29 protein-coding genes and 4 tRNA genes are annotated in these 20,902 nt (G+C 66.1%); 16 read left to right on the plus strand and 17 right to left on the minus strand.

Annotation, left to right across the window (positions count from 1 at the left end; all coding sequences use genetic code 11):
- The first annotated feature begins 10 nt into the window (after positions 1-10).
- The 3 genes from EL338_RS13925 to EL338_RS13935 are packed head-to-tail and all read left to right on the plus strand — an operon-like array spanning position 11 to position 2,092.
- Positions 11-490: a DUF4383 domain-containing protein gene (locus tag EL338_RS13925; RefSeq protein ID WP_126334293.1), complete on the plus strand. Its 480-nt coding sequence runs from the start codon at positions 11-13 to the stop codon at positions 488-490.
- 17 nt (positions 491-507) lie between these two features.
- Positions 508-735, plus strand: a complete 228-nt coding sequence (locus EL338_RS26940; protein ID WP_179967204.1) for a Rossmann-fold NAD(P)-binding domain-containing protein — start codon at positions 508-510, stop codon at positions 733-735.
- A gap of 13 nt (positions 736-748) precedes the next feature.
- Complete coding sequence (locus tag EL338_RS13935; RefSeq protein ID WP_126334294.1) at positions 749-2,092, plus strand: NAD-dependent succinate-semialdehyde dehydrogenase; 1,344 nt, start codon at positions 749-751, stop codon at positions 2,090-2,092.
- Between the two features lie 56 nt (positions 2,093-2,148).
- Here the strand turns inward: EL338_RS13935 and EL338_RS13940 are convergent.
- Positions 2,149-2,220 (minus strand) — tRNA-Val (locus EL338_RS13940).
- Positions 2,221-2,331: 111 nt separating this feature from the next.
- Here EL338_RS13940 and EL338_RS13945 point away from each other — a divergent pair.
- The 5 genes from EL338_RS13945 to EL338_RS13965 all read left to right on the plus strand — a co-directional run bounded on the left by EL338_RS13945 (position 2,332) and on the right by EL338_RS13965 (position 3,585).
- On the plus strand, positions 2,332-2,742 hold the full coding sequence (locus EL338_RS13945) for a DUF6636 domain-containing protein (protein ID WP_126334295.1): 411 nt from the start codon (positions 2,332-2,334) through the stop codon (positions 2,740-2,742).
- 108 nt (positions 2,743-2,850) lie between these two features.
- A tRNA-Gly gene (locus EL338_RS13950) sits at positions 2,851-2,923 on the plus strand.
- Positions 2,924-2,950: 27 nt separating this feature from the next.
- A tRNA-Cys gene (locus EL338_RS13955) sits at positions 2,951-3,024 on the plus strand.
- Positions 3,025-3,036: 12 nt separating this feature from the next.
- Positions 3,037-3,111: transfer RNA gene (locus EL338_RS13960), tRNA-Val, on the plus strand.
- Positions 3,112-3,213: 102 nt separating this feature from the next.
- Positions 3,214-3,585: a hypothetical protein gene (locus tag EL338_RS13965; protein WP_126334296.1), complete on the plus strand. Its 372-nt coding sequence runs from the start codon at positions 3,214-3,216 to the stop codon at positions 3,583-3,585.
- Between the two features lie 75 nt (positions 3,586-3,660).
- Here EL338_RS13965 and EL338_RS13970 read toward each other — a convergent pair whose 3' ends face one another.
- The 14 genes from EL338_RS13970 to EL338_RS14030 all read right to left on the minus strand — a co-directional run bounded on the left by EL338_RS13970 (position 3,661) and on the right by EL338_RS14030 (position 13,461).
- Positions 3,661-3,972: a hypothetical protein gene (locus tag EL338_RS13970; RefSeq protein WP_126334297.1), complete on the minus strand. Its 312-nt coding sequence runs from the start codon at positions 3,970-3,972 to the stop codon at positions 3,661-3,663.
- Positions 3,972-4,817: a phage major capsid protein gene (locus EL338_RS13975; protein ID WP_126334298.1), complete on the minus strand. Its 846-nt coding sequence runs from the start codon at positions 4,815-4,817 to the stop codon at positions 3,972-3,974. Before EL338_RS13975 ends, EL338_RS13970 begins: the two co-directional genes overlap by 1 nt.
- Before the next feature lie 102 nt (positions 4,818-4,919).
- Positions 4,920-5,117 (minus strand): hypothetical protein, encoded by a 198-nt coding sequence (locus EL338_RS13980; RefSeq protein WP_126334299.1) that lies wholly within the window; start codon positions 5,115-5,117, stop codon positions 4,920-4,922.
- A gap of 14 nt (positions 5,118-5,131) precedes the next feature.
- Complete coding sequence (locus EL338_RS13985; protein WP_126334300.1) at positions 5,132-5,599, minus strand: hypothetical protein; 468 nt, start codon at positions 5,597-5,599, stop codon at positions 5,132-5,134.
- Positions 5,596-6,174 carry a hypothetical protein gene (locus EL338_RS26560; RefSeq protein WP_235666145.1) on the minus strand — a complete coding sequence of 193 codons (579 nt, stop codon included), beginning with the start codon at positions 6,172-6,174 and terminating at the stop codon, positions 5,596-5,598. Before EL338_RS26560 ends, EL338_RS13985 begins: the two co-directional genes overlap by 4 nt.
- Entirely contained in the window at positions 6,174-7,484 is a 1,311-nt protein-coding gene (locus EL338_RS13995; RefSeq protein WP_126334301.1) for a phage portal protein, read from the minus strand. Before EL338_RS13995 ends, EL338_RS26560 begins: the two co-directional genes overlap by 1 nt.
- Complete coding sequence (locus EL338_RS14000) at positions 7,481-8,947, minus strand: terminase large subunit domain-containing protein (protein WP_126334302.1); 1,467 nt, start codon at positions 8,945-8,947, stop codon at positions 7,481-7,483. The genes EL338_RS13995 and EL338_RS14000 overlap by 4 nt, the downstream gene beginning before the upstream one ends.
- Positions 8,944-9,444: an HNH endonuclease signature motif containing protein gene (locus EL338_RS26165; protein ID WP_163792159.1), complete on the minus strand. Its 501-nt coding sequence runs from the start codon at positions 9,442-9,444 to the stop codon at positions 8,944-8,946. The genes EL338_RS14000 and EL338_RS26165 overlap by 4 nt, the downstream gene beginning before the upstream one ends.
- Positions 9,441-9,698, minus strand: a complete 258-nt coding sequence (locus EL338_RS26170) for a hypothetical protein (protein WP_163792161.1) — start codon at positions 9,696-9,698, stop codon at positions 9,441-9,443. Before EL338_RS26170 ends, EL338_RS26165 begins: the two co-directional genes overlap by 4 nt.
- Positions 9,695-9,877 carry a hypothetical protein gene (locus EL338_RS26175; protein ID WP_163792163.1) on the minus strand — a complete coding sequence of 61 codons (183 nt, stop codon included), beginning with the start codon at positions 9,875-9,877 and terminating at the stop codon, positions 9,695-9,697. Before EL338_RS26175 ends, EL338_RS26170 begins: the two co-directional genes overlap by 4 nt.
- Before the next feature lie 2 nt (positions 9,878-9,879).
- Positions 9,880-10,221 (minus strand): hypothetical protein, encoded by a 342-nt coding sequence (locus EL338_RS14010; RefSeq protein ID WP_126334304.1) that lies wholly within the window; start codon positions 10,219-10,221, stop codon positions 9,880-9,882.
- Positions 10,218-11,480, minus strand: a complete 1,263-nt coding sequence (locus EL338_RS14015) for an AAA family ATPase (protein ID WP_126334305.1) — start codon at positions 11,478-11,480, stop codon at positions 10,218-10,220. The genes EL338_RS14010 and EL338_RS14015 overlap by 4 nt, the downstream gene beginning before the upstream one ends.
- Before the next feature lie 354 nt (positions 11,481-11,834).
- Complete coding sequence (locus EL338_RS14025) at positions 11,835-12,014, minus strand: helix-turn-helix domain-containing protein (protein ID WP_126334306.1); 180 nt, start codon at positions 12,012-12,014, stop codon at positions 11,835-11,837.
- Between the two features lie 265 nt (positions 12,015-12,279).
- Positions 12,280-13,461, minus strand: coding sequence for a tyrosine-type recombinase/integrase (locus EL338_RS14030; RefSeq protein ID WP_126334307.1), 1,182 nt, complete (start codon positions 13,459-13,461; stop codon positions 12,280-12,282).
- Positions 13,462-13,918: 457 nt separating this feature from the next.
- On the opposite strand from EL338_RS14030, the gene EL338_RS14035 reads away from it, so the two are divergent.
- From EL338_RS14035 to EL338_RS14050, 4 genes are all read left to right on the plus strand, one after another.
- Entirely contained in the window at positions 13,919-14,506 is a 588-nt protein-coding gene (locus tag EL338_RS14035) for a hypothetical protein (protein WP_126334308.1), read from the plus strand.
- 13 nt (positions 14,507-14,519) lie between these two features.
- Positions 14,520-14,810, plus strand: coding sequence for a hypothetical protein (locus EL338_RS14040; protein WP_126334309.1), 291 nt, complete (start codon positions 14,520-14,522; stop codon positions 14,808-14,810).
- A gap of 414 nt (positions 14,811-15,224) precedes the next feature.
- A complete protein-coding gene (locus EL338_RS14045) occupies positions 15,225-15,524 on the plus strand; it encodes a hypothetical protein (protein ID WP_126334310.1) in 300 nt (99 codons plus the stop codon).
- 80 nt (positions 15,525-15,604) lie between these two features.
- Positions 15,605-16,594 carry an LLM class flavin-dependent oxidoreductase gene (locus EL338_RS14050; protein ID WP_126334311.1) on the plus strand — a complete coding sequence of 330 codons (990 nt, stop codon included), beginning with the start codon at positions 15,605-15,607 and terminating at the stop codon, positions 16,592-16,594.
- Positions 16,595-16,798: 204 nt separating this feature from the next.
- Here EL338_RS14050 and EL338_RS14055 read toward each other — a convergent pair whose 3' ends face one another.
- Entirely contained in the window at positions 16,799-17,206 is a 408-nt protein-coding gene (locus EL338_RS14055; RefSeq protein WP_126334312.1) for a DUF4267 domain-containing protein, read from the minus strand.
- A 389-nt stretch (positions 17,207-17,595) separates the two neighbouring features.
- Between EL338_RS14055 and EL338_RS14060 the strand changes: the two genes are divergently transcribed.
- Positions 17,596-18,207, plus strand: a complete 612-nt coding sequence (locus tag EL338_RS14060) for a peptidoglycan endopeptidase (protein ID WP_126334313.1) — start codon at positions 17,596-17,598, stop codon at positions 18,205-18,207.
- 11 nt (positions 18,208-18,218) lie between these two features.
- On the opposite strand, the gene EL338_RS14065 is transcribed toward EL338_RS14060, so the two are convergent.
- Positions 18,219-18,929, minus strand: coding sequence for a hypothetical protein (locus tag EL338_RS14065; RefSeq protein WP_126334314.1), 711 nt, complete (start codon positions 18,927-18,929; stop codon positions 18,219-18,221).
- A 74-nt stretch (positions 18,930-19,003) separates the two neighbouring features.
- Between EL338_RS14065 and EL338_RS14070 the strand changes: the two genes are divergently transcribed.
- From EL338_RS14070 to EL338_RS26570, 3 genes are read left to right on the plus strand one after another with little or no spacing between them, the layout of a single operon-like run.
- Complete coding sequence (locus EL338_RS14070; RefSeq protein ID WP_126334315.1) at positions 19,004-19,717, plus strand: Clp protease N-terminal domain-containing protein; 714 nt, start codon at positions 19,004-19,006, stop codon at positions 19,715-19,717.
- Between the two features lie 56 nt (positions 19,718-19,773).
- Complete coding sequence (locus tag EL338_RS26565) at positions 19,774-20,280, plus strand: DUF1942 domain-containing protein (protein WP_235666146.1); 507 nt, start codon at positions 19,774-19,776, stop codon at positions 20,278-20,280.
- A complete protein-coding gene (locus EL338_RS26570) occupies positions 20,268-20,864 on the plus strand; it encodes a GNAT family N-acetyltransferase (RefSeq protein WP_235666147.1) in 597 nt (198 codons plus the stop codon). The genes EL338_RS26565 and EL338_RS26570 overlap by 13 nt, the downstream gene beginning before the upstream one ends.
- The last annotated feature ends 38 nt before the right edge of the window (positions 20,865-20,902 follow it).

Raw genomic sequence — 20,902 nt, forward strand, 5'->3', positions numbered from 1 at the left:
AGGAGCAATCATGGCCACCTCTTCCCCCTCACGACCGCACACCGGTCGGGCTCCGGTCCAACTTGCCGCTCTGGTCGTCGGCGCGGTGTTCCTGGTGGTCGGGATCCTGGGCTTCGTCCCGGGCATCACCACGAATTTCGACCAGCTGACCTTCGCGGGCCACCATTCCGGGGCGATGCTGCTGGGCATCTTCCACGTGTCGATCCTGCACAACCTGGTGCATCTGGCATTCGGTGTGGCGGGGCCGGCGCTGTCGCGGACGTTCGTGCAGGCCAGGTTGTATCTCCTGGTCAGTGCCGTGCTCTACGCGGCGCTCGGCGTCTACGGAGTGGTCATCGGCCAGGACTCGGCGGCCAACTTCGTGCCGGTGAACACCGCCGACAACTGGCTGCACTTCGGTCTGGCGGCGCTGATGGCGGCGCTGGGCCTGACGCTCGGCAAGGGCGGCGCGGAGCTGACCACCCGCAGCAGCACCGGGATCATCGAATGACGGTCTAGCTTGCGGACATGGCCCACGTGCTGGCGCCGAAGAGCTTGGTGAATGCCGTTGCGCCCGGGCCGTTTCAGTCGAAGATGATGGCCGCGACGCTCGACGCCGTCGGCGATCAGTTGGCCGCCGGTACGCCCGTGCGGCGGGCCTGTCGGCCTGACGGATTTCGCTCGCCGAAAGACCGGGTACACCGGGTCCTGAGCCGCATAGGCTGGCCGCATCGGAACCGTCCGAGCGCACCGTGAAGGAGATCCCGTCATGAGCCATTACGCCGTCGTCGATCCCGCGACCGGGGAAACCATCCAGGAGTACCCGACCGCCACCGACGAGCAGATGGAACAGGCGCTGGCCGCGGCCAGCACGGCGTTCCGGGAATGGTCCAAGACCACCTCGGTGGCCGACCGGGCCGCACTGATCCGCAAGGTCGGCCAGTTGCACGCCGAACGCGCCGACGAGTTGGCCAAGATCATCGGCCGCGAGATGGGCAAGCCCTACGACGAGGCCAAGGGTGAGGCGGAGTTCTCCGCGGCGATCTACGAGTACTACGCCGACAACGCCGAGAAGTTCCTGGCCGACGAGCCCATCACGCTGCTCGAGGGTGAGGGCTCGGCGTTGATCCGGCGCTCGCCGGTCGGCGTGCTGCTGGGCATCATGCCGTGGAACTACCCCTACTACCAGGTGGCCCGCTTCGCGGGCCCGAACCTGACGTTGGGCAACACGATCGTGCTCAAGCACGCCCCGCAGTGCCCCGAATCCGCCGCCGCGCTGCAGCAGATCTTCGACGACGCCGGCTACCCGCCGGGCGCCTACGTCAACGTCTACGCCACCAACGAGCAGATCGCCGAGACCATCGCCGACCCACGCGTGCAAGGGGTTTCGCTGACCGGCTCCGAACGCGCCGGGGCCGCGGTGGCCGAGGTCGCCGGGCGCAACCTCAAGAAGGTGGTGCTCGAACTCGGCGGGTCCGACCCGTTCATCGTGCTCGGCTCCGACGACCTGGACGCCACGGTGGAGGCCGCCGTGGAGGGCCGCTTCGAGAACACCGGACAGGCGTGCAACGCCGCCAAGCGGATCATCGTCGCCGAGGGCATCTACGACGACTTCCTGGACAAGTTCACCAAGAAGGTGCTCGAGAAGGCCGACGGGCTGGCCCCGCTGTCGTCGGTGGCCGCCGCCGACCGGCTGGCCGAACAGGTCAAGCGGGCCGTCGACAACGGCGCCAACCTGGTGTCCAACGGCGACCGCAAGGGCGCGTTCTTCCCGCCCGGCGTGCTCACCGGCGTCACCCCGGACTCGCCGGCCTACAAGGAGGAGCTGTTCGGTCCGGTGGCCACCGTCTACAAGGTGTCCTCCGAGGACGAGGCCGTCGAACTGGCCAACGACACCCCGTTCGGGTTGGGCTCCTACGTGTACGCCACCGACACCGAGCAGGCCAAGCGGGTCGCCGACAAGATCGAGGCCGGCATGGTGTTCGTCAACTGCGTGGGCGCCGAGGGCGTCGAATTGCCGTTCGGCGGGGTCAAGCGGTCCGGTTTCGGACGGGAGCTCGGCCGCTTCGGGATCGACGAGTTCGTGAACAAGAAGCTGATCCGCATCGGATAGGCGCGGCGCCGAAACGACGAACGGCGGCCCGGGTGGGCCGCCGTTCGTGTTCGGGGTGGTCCCGGCTGGTTTCGAACCAGCGACCTTCCGCGTGTGAGGCGGACGCTCTCCCACTGAGCTACGGGACCGGAATGCCATGGGATTGGACGAGGCAGAAGACTAGCACGCCGATCAGGGCGGCCCAGAATCGATATCCCATTCGGACTCCGCGGGCCCGACCTGCGGATTATCTTGACGCCATGCAACGTCTGATCGTGCTGGCCGCGTGCCTGTTGGGGACGCTGGCCACCGCGCCGGCCGCTGGTGCCGACATCGAATTCTTCACCTCGCCCAGCGGCAACATCGGCTGCTTCATCGAGCCCGGATATGTGCGCTGCGACATCAACGAGCGCACCTGGGCCCCGCCACCGCGGCCGGCGGACTGCCCGAGCCAGACCGGCTACGGACAGGGCATCAGCCTCGACGCCCACGGGCCGGCCGAGTTCGTCTGCGCCGGAGACACCACCCTGGGGGCCGGTTCCGCGCTGCCTTACGGGCAGTTCCACGCCAGCGGCGGATTGTCCTGCAACAGCGAGCCCGCCGGGATGCGGTGCAGTAACTCCGACGGCCGCGGGTTCACCATTTCGAGGGAGGCCTACGACCTGTTCTGAGCCCGGTCGGCGGCGCCGATCAACGCTGGCGAGCAAGGGATTTGTGTCTGCGTGCCCGCGTGGACTAGTGTTCTGCTTCGCGACGAGCGACGATCTCGCTCGTGGCACGCGGATGTAGCGCAGCTGGTAGCGCATCACCTTGCCAAGGTGAGGGTCGCGGGTTCGAATCCCGTCATCCGCTCGAAGGTGCAGTGGCATCAACCCCAGCGGTGGAGTGGCCGAGTGGTGAGGCAACGGCCTGCAAAGCCGTGCACACGGGTTCGATTCCCGTCTCCACCTCCAATTTTCGACCCGGCGCGATTAGCTCAGCGGGAGAGCGCTTCCCTGACACGGAAGAGGTCACTGGTTCAATCCCAGTATCGCGCACCAGCATTGCCGCAGGTCCAACGGCATACCGGACCGGTCGCCAAGACCTTGGGCAACTAACGGGCAATAGCGTCCTCCTCTCGACTACGGATCGAGGAGATTGCCATGACCACCACAGCCCATCCCGACATCGCCCCCCCGCCTGGCGCTGACGCCAGCTACACCGACGACTGGCAGTCGCCGACCGACGGTGCGCCTGGTTACCGGTGCGTCTGGTCCCCGGAGTTCAGTCGGGGCAAAGAAGACATCCGCTGCGTTGTGACCCAGTTCGAAGATGGCACCGTCGCCACGGAAGGCGACGACGGCCCGCACGTCTACTTGAACGACAGCGGTCACACCGTCGCCGATGCACGCCGCATCGCGAAAGCAATCCTCGCCGCCGCTGACCTCGCCGAGCAGTGGGCCGGCAACGGCTGCTCCACCTGTGAGCATTGGGACTCCTGCCCCCGTCACCCGAAGCCACAGGGTCGCGTTTGAAACGCGAGCAAGATTTAGCAGCAGACCCCATCCGGCCCCGCCATCACTCAAGGTGGCGGGGCCGGCTACTGTCGCCTATGCGGCTCGTCTCCGGTAGCGGTTCAGGACGGCGAGTTCTGCGGTGGTCCAGCCGGTGAACGCTCCCCTAAGCGACTTTCCGAACTGGCCGGTGGTGAAGTCCACGGGGATCTGTGTTCCGTTGGCGGCCAGCCGCGCTGCTGCGGTGGTGATCGCGGCGGCAATGTCGTCGTTGGGTTCATTGCCGGTGAAGCCGTTGCCACGGGTGTAGGCCTTGGCCATGACGGTGATGATCGGCACGGCCGTCTCCGCGCTGGCCTCGTTGGGATCGAGCAGCGCGGAGACGGTTGCCGGGTTGACTTCGGCCATTACGAGCCGTCTTCACCGAGGACGACGACAGCCTCGGGGTGCAGCAGGCCGAGGTCGTAGCGGGTTGTGACGCGCAGGCCGAGCTGGTCGAACTCCGCGTAGCGTTCGGTCAGGACCGTGATGGACGGGGCGGTGTCGCGCACGACGGCCACCGTCGACATGTCCGCGATGACGGCAGTGCCGGCGGTCAGCTTGTTGGTGACGGTCGCCGGGACCCCGAACAGCGTGTAGCCGGCCTCCCGTGACGGATCGGGTTGCAGCAGATACCGCTTACTGCCGGTGGACTCTTTGATCTTCCTCATCGAGCTAAAATCCGCGCCGGACAGGAAGATCCGGTTTGGGGTGACCTCGTTGGCGTTCAGCGTGGCGATGCCGTCGAGGATCGTGTCCGGGTCGGCCGCGTTGAAGACCCCGGTTTCGACTCCGTTCTGGTTGATGATGCCGGTGATGCCGTCGGATGCTCCGGTGCCGGCGAGCAGTTCGGAGTCCAGCTTGTCACCGACGACCTTGACCAGGCGGGCCTTGAGAACGGCGTCGAGGCCAATGACGGACTGACGCACCGATTCCCGGCTGAATCGTTCGATGACCTTGATCGACTTGCGGTCGGTCGGCATCAGCACGATCTCGTCGAAGGTGGTTTCGTGCGTCGAGGGGATCTCGGCGTTCTCTGCGACGTAGCCGACCGCCGAGCTGCCGGTGAGCTTCGGGATGCGTAGTACGCCTGCGGAGTCGAAGATGCGCACACCGGAGGACAGCACCACCGATTGCGCTTCGAGGGGCTGCACCAGCAGGGATGCAACCTGGTCGTTCAACAGTTCGGCGATGTCGCCGGTACCAAGGGCCATGAGAGTGTCCTATCGACAGAGGGATTCGAGGAACCCGTGCCACCAGGACAACGATGGGGCCGGCCACCAGGACCGACCCCATCATGATACCCCTCGGGGGTATTAGCCTACGAACGCGCCGCGGCCCTTCTTGGGCGCATCCGGATCAATTACTCGTGCCTCGGCAACGAGCGAGTACGCGTGCGCCAATTGTTCGAGCACCGCGGCAGGCGTGCCGAAGTCTTTGGCGCGGGCGACCTCTTCCGTAATTGCCTTGTACAGCGCTTCGGCGGCCTCGTATTGGGCCTTCGATGTCGACATGGTGCTCTTCCCCTCTATCCGGCTTTGCCGCGCAGGATGGCGGCGAGGTCGACGGTAGAGGTACCCCCTGACATTCCCTGCCCAATGTCCCCGGTGGGCTTGCGGGCGGCCAGGTGCGGCTTTGAGGCCAGCAGCTCGTCGATAGTGCGTGACAGCTTGTCACTGTCGTCCAGGTGGTCGGGGTCGAACGCCAGATCGGTCGGGTCGGCCAACCGCCCCGTCGCCCGGACCAGCTCGGTGTGCAGCCGGCGGGCGTACTCATCAGCCTGCTGGGCGCGTTGCCGGTATCTGCCGTTCTCCTGGCGCAGTTCCTCGACGTAGGACCGTGGGAAGGTGTCGGGCTCGTCGTCGGGGCCTGCCTCGGTTTGGCCGGCCTCGGCGTCGGGCTGCCCGCTGTCGGCAACTTGGTCGGATTTCAAATCCGATCCCCCGGGGATCTCGTTATCGTCGACTTTCTCGGCGCCGGGAAAATGGTCGGTCATGCGGTTCTCCTTTGTCTCGTGTACATCGTTGATTGGATTTCCTTGCGCCATACCGGGATCGGTACGCACGCGCAGCCGGTGTGACGTTGGAACGGGTGGGCTTTGGGCCAGACCCGGCCCTCACGGGACCACCACTGACAGAGCTGGCACGGGTCGGCGTCCATGCCTCGGGTCCAGCCCTCCACCAGCTCGGAGCTGGCGACCTGTTCCTGGTAGGTGTCGGATGCGATTTTGAGGGGTTCGGCGCGGGCCAGGCGGCCGATGATGTTCTCCGGGACCGGGGATTCCCTGGCTACTTCGATGACGGTGGTGGCGGCTTTGGCGAGCCGGTTGATGTCCCGATCTCGCAGGTCGGTCACGGCGACCGGTATCGCCGAACCGACCGCGACCGTGGCCTGTGCGGCGAACGCGGTCGCGGCAAGGGAGGCGGCTTGCGCGTTGTGCATGGCGACCACGGCGGCCAGGTGCGCAGAGAACACGTCGTCGCCGATCTCGTCGATGCGCCACCACAAGCTGATCGCCGCGGACTCCGATTCGATGGCCAACTCCAGCAGCCGTTCCTGGTATGGGGTCATCAGGACACCAGCCGGGTGAGGTCGATGGCCTGGGCGTCGAGGGCTTCAGCGCGGCGTGCGGCCCGGATCTCGGCCACCTGCTCGTCGGTGTAGCCCAACCGCTTGAGGGCATAGGAGGCGGGCAGCAGGCCAGCGCCGAACAGTTTCGTCACCGCGTCGGCGGCCTGAGCTTCGGAGCGGGTCGACGGGTCTGCCCACTCGACCCGGACATCGACCTGCTGGGGATCAGCGCCGTCGCGGACCCCGACGATCAGCCGCGCCAGATCCTCCCAGCTGCGGCCGAACTGGGCTTGCCGTGCCTCGGCGCGGGCGGTCAGCGACGACTCCGCGGCCCGCAGCGCGTCGGCCGAGGCAGGGTTGTCGTGGGTGATGCCGAGCATGTGGGCCGGCAGGCCGGACACCGCGCTGATCTGCTGGGTGATGACATCCACGGCCCGCTCGTAGCCGGTGAGGTCCGCGGCGTCGAGCTGGCCGAAGCGACTGCTGTCGTTCTCGGAGATCATCATCTTGTCGGACTCCGGGAACGGGTTGACCGACTCGGTTTCCCCGGTCTCCTCCCCGTCTTCGTCGAGGACCGGGACCTCCTCGAGCTCGATGCCGGTGGCGAAACGACGTGGGCGGGCAGCGTTCTCCGAGGACACCAGAATGTCGGCCAGCAGCTTGTTGAGCGCGTCGACGAGCGGGATCAGGTCCTCGATCTCCGAGACACCCTCATCGAGGATGCGATCTGAGTTCAGCAGCCGCACCACTGGGACCACACCGAGCGGGTTGGCGATCTCGTCAACGGTCTTGAATCCTGCGGTGGTAGCCCCAGTGGAATTGGCGCGGTAGCGGGTGATGACCTCCGGGCCGTAGACGATGGCCTCGGTCGTCGTCGCGGTTTCCCACCTCTTGATCGCGTAGGTCAGGCGGCGAGTGCCCGGGTCACGCAGTGCGGTCATCTGGTGGGCGGATTCCACGGTCACCAGGGGCCGGCCGTAGCTGTCGGTCCAGCAGATCAGATAGGACTGGCCGAGCAGCAGGGCCTCACGGTGGGCGGTGCGGGACAGCTCGTCCATGTCGCAGCGCAGCCAGTCGGCCCACACGTCGACGCCATCGAATCCGATGGGCCGCAACCGTTCCGTCAGCGCGGTGATCGCCAACCGGGGCAGGTTCGACGAGATCCGGGCGAACCGGCTGCCCAACGCTTCGCGGGCCTCGGGCGCCAGGAAGGACAATGGTTGTGTGCCCGCGTAGTACATCTCCAGGTCGTGATAGCGGGGCTTCTGCTCGTCGAGTCGTTGCAGCAGCAGGGTCAGTGTGTCGGTCATCGTTTGAAACTCCTTGCTCGGTTCTTCTTCTTGGTTGCGCGCCAGGTGGCACGTGAATGCGCCATCACCAGGCAGGCGGCGCAGTCGATCTTTCGGGCGTGACGCGACCGACTGGCTTTGTCCAGTCGCATCCCGCGCGGGTCTTCCCTGATCACCGCAGCCGCGACGTGAGCGGCCAGGGTCGGGTGCCCGGAGTGGGTCAGCGCACCGTTTACGCACGCCTTGTACAAATCCGTGGTCGCAGCGGTCAGCCGAGACGGTGAGTGCGGAAACTCCACAATCGGCAACCGCTCCGCCTCCAGTGCCTGCAATGTGCGGGTGAACCGGAACGGGTCCGCGCAGATCTCCTGCACCCGCCACCGTTTGCAGGACTCCCGGATGGTCTGCTCGACCTCGGCCACCGGTACCCGGTAGTCCGTGTCGCCCTTCGGGTCCCACACCCGGACCACATCGAAGTGCGGTTCCGGTGACACCGTGGCCACAAGCAACGCAGTGGTGTCGCCGTTGTACGAGCCATCGAGGGCCAGGACCACGTCGACACCGACCGGGACCGGCTCATTCGTGGACAAGCTGTCCCAAACTCCTGGCGGCAGAAACGCGCCGTCGTTGTCGATGGGCAACTGGCACAACCGGGCACGCCGGAACGTCGCCTCCCGCGTCTTGGGCGGCAACAACGCATGGAGAGCATCACGGTGCAAGTAGTCGTCGAGCGCCGGGTTGGCCAACTCCCAGCAGTGCGAGCAATCCGGTGGGTGGTCCTCGAATCCGGCCGCCGAGTACTCTCGCCACACCAGCGAGGTGTCCTCGGGGTTGTCAGCGGCGTGGGACCGCAGATCCAGCAGCACCTGATCGTCGAGGTTCGGCCCCGGGGTCCCGATGCACACCAGCGTCGAGATTTCCCGCTTGCCCTGCGCCAGCGTCAGCACCTCATAGGAGTCCCGGTTGGCAACGCCGGCCTCGTCGAGGATGGCCAGGGTGTAGTCCAGACCTTCAAGGCGTTTCGGTTCGGCCGGCAGGCAGTGAAAGGTGCTGTCGGTGTTCGGGATATACAAGCGTTCCTTGAACACCTGACACCGCGACGACAGATCCTCGTCAAGCTCCACCATGCGGCGGGCGATGTTGAACACGATCCCGGCCTGGCGCTCGTCGACGGCGACCACGCACACCGTGGCACCCTCACCGCCCTCGAACAGCTCATAGACACCCAACGCGGCCGTCAGACTCGACTTCCCTTGCCCGCGCGGCAGCATCCATCCCGCAGTGCGCGGACGGGGGTCTGCGTCGAGCACCGAGCCGACCAGATCCCGCTGCCAGGACCGCAACCGCAACGGCGACCGTGCCCCGGTCCCCTTCGGCACCTTGATGTACGTCTCGCAGAACTTGGCGAACCGGGCCGATCCCTTCGACCGAGGCCGCCACGGCAGCGCAGAGTCGTCAACCGCAGCCTTCGGACCCGCTTTCACCCATACCCCCCTAGGGTATGTAACGCCCTCTGTGCCTTGCCGGCCGTCGGTCTGACCTGCGCTTTGGGGCCTCCCCCCAGGTCGGCGAGGGCGCGCTCGGCGGCTGCGATGCGGTCGCGGCCGGCTCGGGTGGGTCGGCGTCGGTAGGTCGCGTGTAGGCGTGCGAGGACCGTCTGGGCCTCCTCGTGGGTGTAGGTGGCCTGGCGGGGGTTGTTGCAGTCGCGGTCCAGGACGCGCAGGTTCTCCTCTGTGTAGGCCAGTTCGGGGGCGATGCTCTCGGGGATGATGTGGTCGACCTGCAAATGGTCGGTGCCGCCGCAGAACTCGCAGAATGGGCTGGCCTTGCGGAGCCGTTTGGAGAGGTTCTTCCACTTGCCGTTGTTGGCGTAGGCGACGTGGGAGCGGGGTGGGGTGCTGGCGCGGGTGGGTCGGCAGTCAGCACACCGTGACCCGGTGGCGATGATGTCGCCGCAGCCGGTGCAGGGGCGGGCGATCACTGGGTGTCCTGTTCGCGCAGGAGTCGTTCGCCGAGGTCGTTGTGTGCGACGCATTGGGCGAGCAGGGATGCTGTGGCGTCGTCGGTGAGCTTGAGCTTGTAGCAGCCGAGGTCGTCGGTGTTGACGACGAGGTAGTGCGCGACGCCGTCGGTGTCGGGGTCGGCCATGATGGCCAGGACGACCTTGTCCACGGTCTGCTCGATGGTGTCGACGGGTACTCGGAGGCGGACGTACTCGGGTTCTTGGGTGGTCAACGTGCCTCCCTATTGGCGCTCCGGGCGGCGTCGAGAGCATCGTGGAAGATCTCGATGGTCTCGACATCCATGCTCTTGGTGGAGCTGGCGAGCTTTTGGAATCGGGTCCGCAGGTTGAGGCGGGCCAGGCGCAGAGCGTCCTCGGCGCGCTGCGGGAGATCGTTCGGTGTCGTGGTCATGGTCACTTACCTCCGAGGTTGCGGTGGGCGTCAGCACTGGCACGTTTGAGGCCGGGCCGCAGGTCGACTCCGGCCGCAGCGGCGGCGTCGAGAGTGGGCGCCAGGATGCATCGGGTCATCAGGGATAGCGCGCTGGCGGCGAGGTATCCGAAGTAGTCCGGGTCGTGGGTGCCGGACCATTTGATGGCTACCTCGTCGGTGGCGTCGTCGTCTCCCGCGGTGGCTGCCATGGCGTACATCAGCAGGGTGGCGTCGCTGGTGAGTTGGTCGAAGTTGACGTGCCCGATAGGTAGGCCGTCGTCCCCGACGATGATGGCCTCGGATGGGATCTCGTTGTTGGTCATGCTGGATCTCCTTCTTCTTGGTTGGTTGCGAACAGAGGTGTCACATTTGGCCGTGAATCCCGTGAATCGCGTGAAACCGCAGATGGGGTGACATTCCCTTGACCTGCCGTTTCACGGCTTTCACGACTTTCACGGGGTAGTGGGGCATAGCGACCTTGAGCAGGCTTGGCGATATGGCCGTCCTTGAAGAGTTCGCCGAGCCGCGTTCCGGCGATCCTGTTGTCGATGCCGAGGTGAGCGGCCAGCTCCGCTGGCGTGGTCGACTCTCGACTGTTGACGAACTTGACCGCTTCGAGCTTGCGGTCGCCCAACTTGTTTTCAGCGGCACGTTCACGTCGTGTGTCGATGGTGGCGGCGGCGTCGAGGATGTCTTGGCCGTCGAGGGACCACAGTCCGCCTTCGGTCTTGACCCCGTACTCGTTCTCCTCGATGTCGCGGCCGGTAACCGACAGGACGCCCTCGTCGCTCTTGCGTTTGCGTGAAAGGACGAGAACCGAGTCGGCAGCCCCGGCGATGCCCTGAGTGCCGGAGACGGTGTCGAGGAAGTCTTCGGCCGCTTGCTTCCGGGTGTGGTGCACTGCGATGAGCGCGGCTCCGGGCACCTGGTCGATGACCTCTTTGATAGTGCCGGCGAACCCGTAGTCCTCCTGGTACTGGTTGGCGTTGGATGCGGACTGCTGGCGGGCTTTGCCGAGGGTGTCGAGGATGACCAGTGGCGCCGAATCCTGGTGCCGCTGTAGCCACTCCGTGATGGCCGCCAAGAGGATCTTGGGATGCACCTCGGTCAGTACGTCGAGGTTCCTGGGCAGCGGCTCGCCGCGCATGATCTTCTTCAAGCGGGATTGCAGGCGGCGCTTGCTGTCCTCGAGCGAGATGAGGAGGACGGGGCGTGCGGATACCGGTATCGCTGCCAATACCCGGCCACCGCTGGCGCATCCGCAGGCGATGTCACCAGAGAGCCATGATTTTCCGACCTTGGGCGGTCCGACAAACAGAGTGAAGCCCTCGACTATGAGGCCGGGAACATGCTCTGTGAGCGGATCGAACGTCATGGCATCGAGGTCGGCGGCGTTCAGCAGTCCATCGAGTAGTGCCGGTTCGATGGCTGCGCTTACCTTGGCGGCCAGTCGCTTGGTTGCGGTGAGTACAGGGGTGAGATCGGCTCCCGTGGCGCAATCGAGGATGTCGACATAGTTCTCGATCCAGCCCGCGATGTCCTCCACCACTTGCTCGGGGGTGTTTGTGATCGGACGGGTCATGCGCTCACCTGCTGAACGCACAGGGTGGCGATGTCGCGGTGACCCCCGCGCCACAGTGCGCGGCCTTGACTTACGCTGAACAGCGGCGAAAGGCCGTGGCGGCGCAGGTGGTCGGCGGCAGCGACCGCTGAGTCGGCCGTCAGCTCGGGGGTAGCGCAGTGGCAGGTCCAGGGGTCTCGGCATCCGCAGTCAAGGACGGGCAGCCGGTACGTCGCGGCGCGGCGTTGTCTGAGTCCGTAGATATACTGAGTGCATCCCGCTGTTCTGGATTCCGCCCCGTTGCCCGCGGGGCGGTTTTCTTTTGTAGGCAACAAGTTTGAAGTTCCCTTCCGGTCGTGCAGCCGGTGGATATGCCTAGGAGCCTGTGAATGTGTCGAGGTCGCTCTGGCGGATACGTAGGAGCTTCGGCCCTACGCGTTGGGCTGGAATGAGTCCCCGCGCAACGTAATTGCGCACGGTGCGGTCGGTGACATTGAGGTAGGCGGCGGCCTGCTGGAGCGTTAGCAGCGATTCCGCAACTGTCGGGTTCGTCATGAAAGTGACGGTAGATGTTGCACGCGAACCTGGTCGACTACCGAATGTGGATAACTTGTGGAATATGCTGCGGTTCTTAATGTTTCAGTCCACAGGCAGCGATATGTCGAGGTTGTCCTAGGTTGTCCTAGGTTGTTCTAAGTTGTTCTCGATTTGGATACGAACTGTATCCCGTTGCATCCAACAATCAAGCATTGAAATCGCAGGTCAGAGGCAGTGTGCGACAGCGGGAGTTCCGAAACGGCGCCCGCAGAGCCGAGAAATTCTAAGAGTTTTCGCCCGGGTCCGTTTCGGGCGTGTCGGCGGCCAGGTTGCTCAGTGCGGCGGCCATGCGCTGTGCGATTATCCGGTCTCGGCCCTGGGCTTGATGTTGATAACGCAGCGCAGCTTGTGGTGTCGAGTGCCCCAACCTAGCCATGAGTTCCGCGAGCGTGGCGCCGGTTTGGGCGGCCAGGACTGCACCGGAGTGTCGGAGGTCGTGCCACCGTAGGTCGGGACGCTTGGCGGCGGCGCGGGCCTTATAGAAATGTCGGTACAAGGTGGATGGCTGGAGGTAGCCGCCTCCGCGGGCGGGGAATAGCAGCGCGTCTTTGTCCGGGTCGACGAACGTGTCGAGATGGTGTTGCAATGCCGGGAGGATGTTGGAGGGCAGGACCACGTCTCGCCGGCCTGCGCTGGATTTGGGGTCGGCTTCTATCCATTCGCCTTTGAGGCGTACCGCGCCGCGGCGGACCATCACCACATCTCCGGTGATGTCGCAGCGGCGCAGCGCGACGAGTTCACCGAACCGGAGCGCACCCCACGAGGCCAGGAGGGTCATGGCTCGTAGATCTTCGGGCATCGCGGCGACGAGCGCGGCGAGCTCGTTGTGGTCCAGGGGGCGCGGCTTGATTCGGCGTTCGGTTGAACCCGCTCCCCGGATCTGGCAGGGGTTGGCGTCGAGGAGCTTGTCGTCGGTGATGGCGGTCCCGAGGATCGACTTCAACAGTGAGTAGGCGTGCGCTCGGACGGTGGGGGTGTCAGGGTCGAGCTTGCGGTACCAGCGTTCAACGGATTCTCGGGTGATGCTGGCGACCGGCTTGGCTCCGAACGTCGGGTTGATGTGCTGGGAGAGGAGCTTGGTGTAGTGGTCTTTTGTGCGGGGCTTGAGCGGTTGTCCGCGGACCATGCGGGTGTTGACCCATTTGGCGGCGTAGTCCTCGAACTTGAGGGCGGCGGCTTTCTTACGGGTTGCCGCTTTCTTGCGTTGCTCGGTGTCGGCCGGGGGTGACCAGAGTTCGCGGTCGATGTCGCGGCGGCGGTCGGTCAGCCATGCTTCGGCGTCGACCTTGGCGGCGAACGTGCTTGGCGCCGAGTACGTCTTGCCGTCTGGGGCGGTGTAAGCGGCCTGCCAGCGACCGGAGGACCTCTGTCGGATGCGCCCGAAACTACGCCTCTGCCGTGCCACTAGCTCTCCCCCGTTTGGGCAATATATGGGCAATAACAATAGACATCAGATGCCGAAAAAGATACTTGATTCCTGCGTTTCCTGTGGGTACTGTGTCGCATATCAGCAGGTAAACCGCTTGTTGAAGCTGGTCAACAGACTAGCGGGGAGAACGCAAAGATACAGGTTCAATCCCAGTATCGCGCACCAGCATTTATGCAGCCTGTGTGCAAATTCGTTAAAAAGTCAGAATCGGCAGTTCGACAAATCCGAACAATTTGGGCGCGGATTGCCGACCTTGGTGAGAATTCAGCGATCAAAGAGCCTTCGGACTCCTGCAACTACGTAATCGTCGCACTCATCTAACCCATGTTGCTGCCAGCCAGCCACGCCTAGTTGGGGACTTCCCCGATCCCCACGGAAGTGTCGGACCAATCAACTATGGTCCGCCGGAAGAGGACACAACGTGGAGGGGGCGATGGCTGAGAACGGCACGACGACACCACAGGAGCAGCGGCGTCGCGGTCTCAACAAGAAGATCCTGATCGGCATCGGCATCATTTTGGCGTTGCTCATCGTGGTCGCTTTGGCCACTGGAGAGGACAGCAGCGACGAATCGAAGGCAGACGAGGCCACCACCTCGGTACCGACCGAGGACGTCGTTCCACCACCTGCACCGGATCGCGTAACTCCGACAGATGAGCAGGTCGCCGAAGATGCACTTAGGGATGGGCAGATCGCCGAAGTTGCCGAACAGTACATGAAGACGTCGCTGATGTTCGAGGGCCCGTGGTCGTCATATGCAGAGCGTTGCCTGGCCGATGCAACCCTGGACCCAGCGCGCTGCTGGCAGCCCTACGTCAACAACTTCGACTTCAGCAACGGCATCCTGCGGGTCACCCTTCAGGTCGACCGCTCCGATCCCTTCGACAAGCAGCTCGGAGAAAACGCTGCTACGCACATCGCCCGATTCATCGGCTCGGCCAGGGAGGTGTGGGCAGAGGAAATCAACTGGGTCGAAATCATGGACGGCACAGGTGTCCACATAGCCCAGCAGCAGCCCTAGCCAGGACGAAGGAATGGACACGGACATGAACGCCAAGTCATTGGTCATCGCCGCCACGGCAGCCGGCTTCCTATTTGGTGTCCCTCCCATAGCCAGTGCCATACCGGGTCAAGGCCCTGAGCCAGGGTCGGCCTGCCGCCTCGTGGAAGGTACCGATGCCCGACCGACCGGCGATGCCTTCTACAGACTGGCCAAGCAACTCCAAGACCAGTACGGGATCGGCGAGAAAGAAGCCGTCGGCCTTATCGACTCAGCGGTGAGCTCGGTATATGACGGGAGCAACTTCATGTGTTCGGAGAACTGATTGCCAGAGCCAGGTCAGAGCACCGGCACCCGCTGAGCAGCATCAAGCACGCCCTGACGCGTCCGACTCGGTCAGAGACCTAGATCGCCGGCGCTCGGCCAGCGACGAAGCATTCTAAAGACTCCCCGCAGCGGGATCGTTTCTACGTCTGTGAAGGCAGACCGCTATGTCGCGCTTTAGCTGACGTGATGAACAACACCCCCGCTAGATTGGGCCCTCGGAAGCGACCACGTGGAGGGTTTCCGCCGGACTACCCAAGATTTGTTTACGCACTTCATCCGTGTTCTCCCGGCCCGTTGCCAACCCGCCTCATCGTCGACCGGCCCACGTCACACCGCTGGACCGCCAAAAAGGGACACCGCCGGATCGCCGCCCGCGGTGTTTCAATGCGGGGACAACATCTATGGAGTCCTCTTGAGCAACGATCCGCACCCCACCATCCAGGTGGACTACGCCCCCGAGCACGAGGCGGCGCCCTTCAATGCCGCCGGCGATCCGATCCTGGCGTACCGCTCGACGGCGACCACCGGCGCCACCCGCGACGGCAAGCCGCGCCCGGACGGCTGGGTGCTGTTCACCGCCGACGGCGAGGAATTCATCACCGGGCTGACCAGCCTGACCGACGTCGATCGCGCCGTCGCCGACGCCGAGGATCACCTGCTGTGGCTGCGCGAGACGCAGGAGCGCAGCGCGCAGAATTCGCCTTCGGCATAGAAGAAGGAACGAAGTAGCAGCCGGTTTCGTTATCACCAAGAAGTGCAACCACTTCCGCGTGAGTAAGGAAACCGGCTGATTTGTCTGTGCCACTGAGCATTCTCGACCTGGTCGCCATCGCCGAGGGCGCCACCGCCCGCGACGCGATCGCCGCCTCGATGGAATCGGCCCGCCTGGCCGACCAACTGGGCTACCGGCGCCTGTGGTTCGCCGAGCACCACAACACCCCGAACCTCGCGGCCAGCGCCACCGCACTGCTGATCTCGCAGGCCGCCTCGGTCACCGAGCGCATTCGGGTGGGCTCCGGGGGCGTGATGCTGCCCAACCACGCGCCGCTGACGGTGGCCGAACAGTACGGCACCCTGGCCAACATCCACGGCAACCGGATCGACCTGGGCCTGGGCCGCGCCCCGGGCACCGACATGATGACGGCGCAAGCGCTCAGCCGCTCCTCGGCCGAACCCCAGGCGTTCGCCCAGAGCATCTATGACCTCCAAGGCTGGTTCAGCGCGGACGGCACCGCGCACAGCGCGCCGATCGTCTCGGCCGTGTCGGCCGGCACCGAGGTCCCCATCTGGGTGCTGGGCTCCACCGTCAACGGCGCCGCGATCGCCGCACAGCTGGGCCTGCCGTTCTCGGTCGCCTCGCACTTCGCGCCCGATCAACTCGACGCGGCGATCCGCACCTACCGCGAGATGTTCTCCACCGAGGCGCCGACCGCTCAGATCGACCAGCCCTATGTGATGGCCGGGATCAACGTGATGGTCGCCGACACCGACGAAGAAGCCCGACGCGAATTCACCGTGGTGCAGCGGATGTTCCTCGACATCCAGCGCAACCGGCGCCGCAAGATCCAGCCGCCGGTGGACCCGGAGACGCTGGCCGCCCAGGGCGGCGGCACCAACCCGATGCTCGAGTTCACCGCGGTGGGCAGCCCGCAGACCGCCAAGGCGCAGCTCGACGAGTTCGTCGAACGCACCGGCGCCGACGAACTGATCACCGTCACCTACGCGTTCGACCCCGCGGTGCGCGACCGGTCACTCGAGCTGCTGGCCAAGACCTGGTTCTGAGCTACTCCCCCAGGTCGCGCCGGTTCAACCGGCGCCGCTTGCCGAGCTTGCGCACGACGGCGACGGGTTCTTTGGTGGCGCGACCGGCGCCGCGCCGCTTGTGCGGTTTACACATCGCGCAGCCGCGCCACGACCGCGAAGGATGCTGAGCCGACACGTGGACCCCCTGAGGACAACTCCGCGCCAACGGCGAAGAGAGCCACGTTAGTCCGATAGCCCTTGGCGGTCAATCACTTTCGGGGCAGCGCGACGTCGCGTCGCGCCCCACAGCCCCACGCCGATCCCGACGACGGCACCGCCGAGGCCCATGACCTGCTGACCGCGCTTCAGATCGCCGTGCACGCTCCAGCCGCCCAACAAGTCCGACGCGTCAGCGCCGCCGGAGGCCAGAAACCAGCCGCGGGTGTCGCGGCCCCGCAGCGCCGCGCCGGCCAACAGCCCGCCGATGAGCGCGTCGCGGTAGCCCATGGACCGCAGCAGCAGCCGCGCCGACGGGCCGGGATCCTCGGATTCGCCCCACAGCCGGTTCGCCCGCAGGGGGTCCACCAGGAACGACGCCCCCGAGGCCAGCCGCAGGGCCCCGACGACGAGTGCTGCGCGGTCGATCGCCATGGGGCGAAGCCTAGGAGTTGGGCGCACCCGAGGACGTCGAAGTTGGCTGTTTGGGTTGAACTCGGAACGGCAACAGAACATTCACGAACCGAATGCGAAAATCGCCCGAAACTATGGCATAGGTAACAGTTCTGCAACTACAGCAAACATGTCAGGTCGCGAAGCCCTAATCTGGGGAGACCTGCCGCAGCGGACGTCAGCACAACCCGATGCGACTTCCCAAACCGCCGTTGAACTGGTATTTTCATCGCCATAATCCGCGCACTCCGGGCCGACAATTGCATTCAAGCCCGTTCGAGATTTGGTAATGCGCGTCACAATTCCCGCGAAGAGTAATCGACGCCGCAAATTTTGCGGGCCCGGAAAACTTGTTGTTAACGTCCCGCCGCATGTTTGCTTTAGCCACGTTGTTGACGCTCGTCAACCAGGTGTCGGGCACGCCCTACGTGCCCGGTGGGGATTCGCCCAACGGCACCGATTGCTCGGGCCTGGCCTCCTGGGTCGCCAACGCCGCCTCCGGCCGCCCCATCTACGGGGACCGGTTCCACACCGGCAATCAGGAGCGCGCCCTGCTCGCCCGTGGCTTCAAGCACGGCACCGCCCCCAACGCTCTGGTGATCGGCTGGAACGGCGGCCACACCGCCGTCACGCTGCCGGACGGCACCCCGGTCTCCAGCGGTGAGGGCGGCGGCGTCAAGATCGGTGGCGGCGGCGCCTATCAGTCGCAGTTCACCAAGCACATGTATCTGCCGGCGGAGGAAATGGCCGGTGCCGAGCCGGCTCCCGCGGACCCGATGCTGCCGCCCCCGCCCGCGCCGGTGATCGTCGAGGCCAACACCATGTTGCCGCCGCCTCCCCCGCCGCCGGCCCCCGCGCCGTTGCCGCCCCCGGGCCCCGAGATCATTCCGGCCGACGCGATGCTCCCGCCGCCGCCCGCCCCGCCGCTGCCGCCGGCAGACCCGATGCTGCCCCCGCCGCCCCCGGCCCCGGTCGGCATCTAAAGACGCATCATCTAAGGCTCGTCGCGGCGCCGCTCGAGTTCGTCGACCAACCGCTGCACTGACTCGCGCACCTCCGTCGGCACCGGCACCCGGTCGGTGGGATGCGGCAGATACATCGTCATCTCCTCTTCGGGCGCCTCCGGTTGCGCCGCGCCCCTGCGGGCGCGGGCGCGGCGGCGCCAGATGACGAACACGAACCCGCCGATCCCGGCCAAGGCCAACAGGCCGACGCTGGCCACGGATGCACCGCCGCCGGAATCGTCGGGCTGCTGAGCCGGTTCGGGCACCTCGACGGGTTCCGGCGCCGTGACCGTGGTGGTCGGCGCCGCGGGCGGTGCGCTGTCACGCTCGCCGAACGCCAGCACCACCATCAGCAGGATCAGCAGCGTGGCCAGGACGGCGGCCCCGGTGACCATGATGATGGAGATCCATCGGACGGGCGTGCGCCCCAGGTAGTCGGTGGTCCGGTAGGACAGCGGGTTGACCACCGGCGCGCTGCCTTCGCCGGGACGGGGCCGCGGCGTGGTCCCGATGACGGCCGCACGCAGCTTCTTCAGCTCGGTGCGCAGCGCCGCCTCCTCGCCCAGCCACACCGCGTCGTCCATGCGGTGCACCACCTCGGCCACCGCGGGCCAGCGCTCGGGCGGCAACGTCAACCGCACCAGCGAGGTCAGCGCCACCGAGACTTCGTCGGCCAGCGCGGCGGGAAGGTCATCGGCCACAACGCCGGATCTTAAGCGAGCGGCCCCGTCAACCCAAGGTTGTCGATTCGCCATCGTCAGCCTAGGGTTGACGCATGACTCCTCCTCAGCCCGTCAGCCTCGACACCCTCATCCAGGCGATCAAGTCCGTGCACTCCGACTCGCTCGACCAGCTCACCGACGCCGTCTTGGCCGCCGAGCATCTCGACGAGGTGGCCGACCACCTGATCGGACACTTCGTCGATCAGGCGCGCCGCTCGGGCGCCTCCTGGACCCAGATCGGCAAGTGCATGGGCGTCACGAAGCAGGCCGCCCAGAAGCGCTTTGTCCCCAAGGCCGACACGATGGACCCCAACGAGGGCTTCGCCCGCTTCACCCCGCGCGCCCGCACCGCCGTCGTCGCCGCCCAAAGCGCCGCCCGCGCCGGCCGCCACGACGAGATCAGCCCCAACCACCTGATCCTCGGCCTGCTCGACGACCCCACCGGCCTGGCCCTGACAATCCTGCAGCGCCAGGGAATCGACCTCGACGAGTTGCGCCGGCAAGCGCACGTCGCGCCGGGCAACGCCGAACCACCCGAGCTGATCCCGTTCAGCGGAGCCGCCAAGAAGGCGCTGGAACTCACGTTCCGCGAGGCGCTGCGCCTCGGGCACAACTACATCGGCACCGAGCACATGGTGTTGGCGCTGCTGGAGTACGAGCACGACGGCGCCGAGCCCGGTCCGCTGCGCCGGATCGGCGTCGACAAGGAAGCCTTCGAGGCCGATCTCGCCGCGGCGCTGGCGGCCCTGACGCCACCGGAGGCCTGAGCCCGGGCTTTCGGACAACCCGCGATCGCCGCCTGCCGATATGCCATCATGCGTGGATGCGCCGTTGGTTTATCACCGTCCTGGCAACGCTCTCGGTCGCCGTGCTGGGCGGGGTGTCCGCACCGCTGCTGCCGACGGCGGCCGCGGCCGACATCCCCATCGGGCGCCTCGGCGAGACGCTGCGGGTGCAGAACGGCGACATGATCGCCGACGTCACCGTCCGCAGCATCGTGCCCTCGGAGATCCCGCCGGGCTTCGGCTACCCGCCCCGCCCGCCGCGCCATCAGGTGTGGAAGGCCGAGGTGGTGGTGCAGGCCGTGCAGGTGCCCAACCCGTACGCGCTGGCGACCTCGCTGGTCTTCAACGGGGTGACCCCCACCGGCGACGCCTACCAACCGCGCAACAGCGACGGCCCCGAGGCGTTGAAGAACACCCTGAACAACGCGCCGCAGGGTTCGACCGTGGCGGGCTTCGTCTATTGGGACTGCTACCGGGACCTGGTCTCCAACGTGGTGATCACCGACAAGACCAGCGGTATCCGCCTGGCCCAGTGGAACGTCTGAGCCCTCGCGTCGTCGCGGCCACCGGCGCCGCCGAGGAACTGACCGAGCTGGCCGACGTTGCGGCCCAGACCTTTCCGCTGGCCTGCCCGCCGGGTGCGGGTGCCGACGACATCGCGGAGTTCGTCGCCACGCAGCTGTCCGCGCAGCGCTTCGCCGACTACGTCGCCGACCCCGAGCGCGCGGTGTTGCTCGCCCGCGCCGCCGACGGCCCGATCCTGGGTTACGCCATGCTGATTCGCGGCGTGTCCGACGATCCCGACGTGCAGCGCGCCGTCACCGAGCGGCCGGCCGTCGAGCTGTCGAAGATGTACGTCCTGCCCCGGGCGCACGGCGGCACGGTGTCCGCGGCGCTGATGACCGCGGCCCTCGCGCACGCGGCGCGGCTGGGTGCCCGCAGCGTGTGGCTGGGCGTCAACCAGGAAAACCAACGGGCCCAACGGTATTACGCCAAGCACGGGTTCACCATCAGCGGGACCAAGACGTTCATGCTGGGTTCGCGGCTCGAGCACGACTACGTGATGGTGCGCGAAGTCATGGTGCGCGACACAGCGGATTCATCCGCGACTCGCCGTCACGGCGGATGACACCGCCGCCTCGACGAGATGCAGGACCAGAAACCCTG

Origin of the sequence: Mycolicibacterium chitae (assembly GCF_900637205.1) — a bacterium.
In the GTDB taxonomy this organism is placed as follows: Bacteria; Actinomycetota; Actinomycetes; order Mycobacteriales; family Mycobacteriaceae; genus Mycobacterium; species Mycobacterium chitae.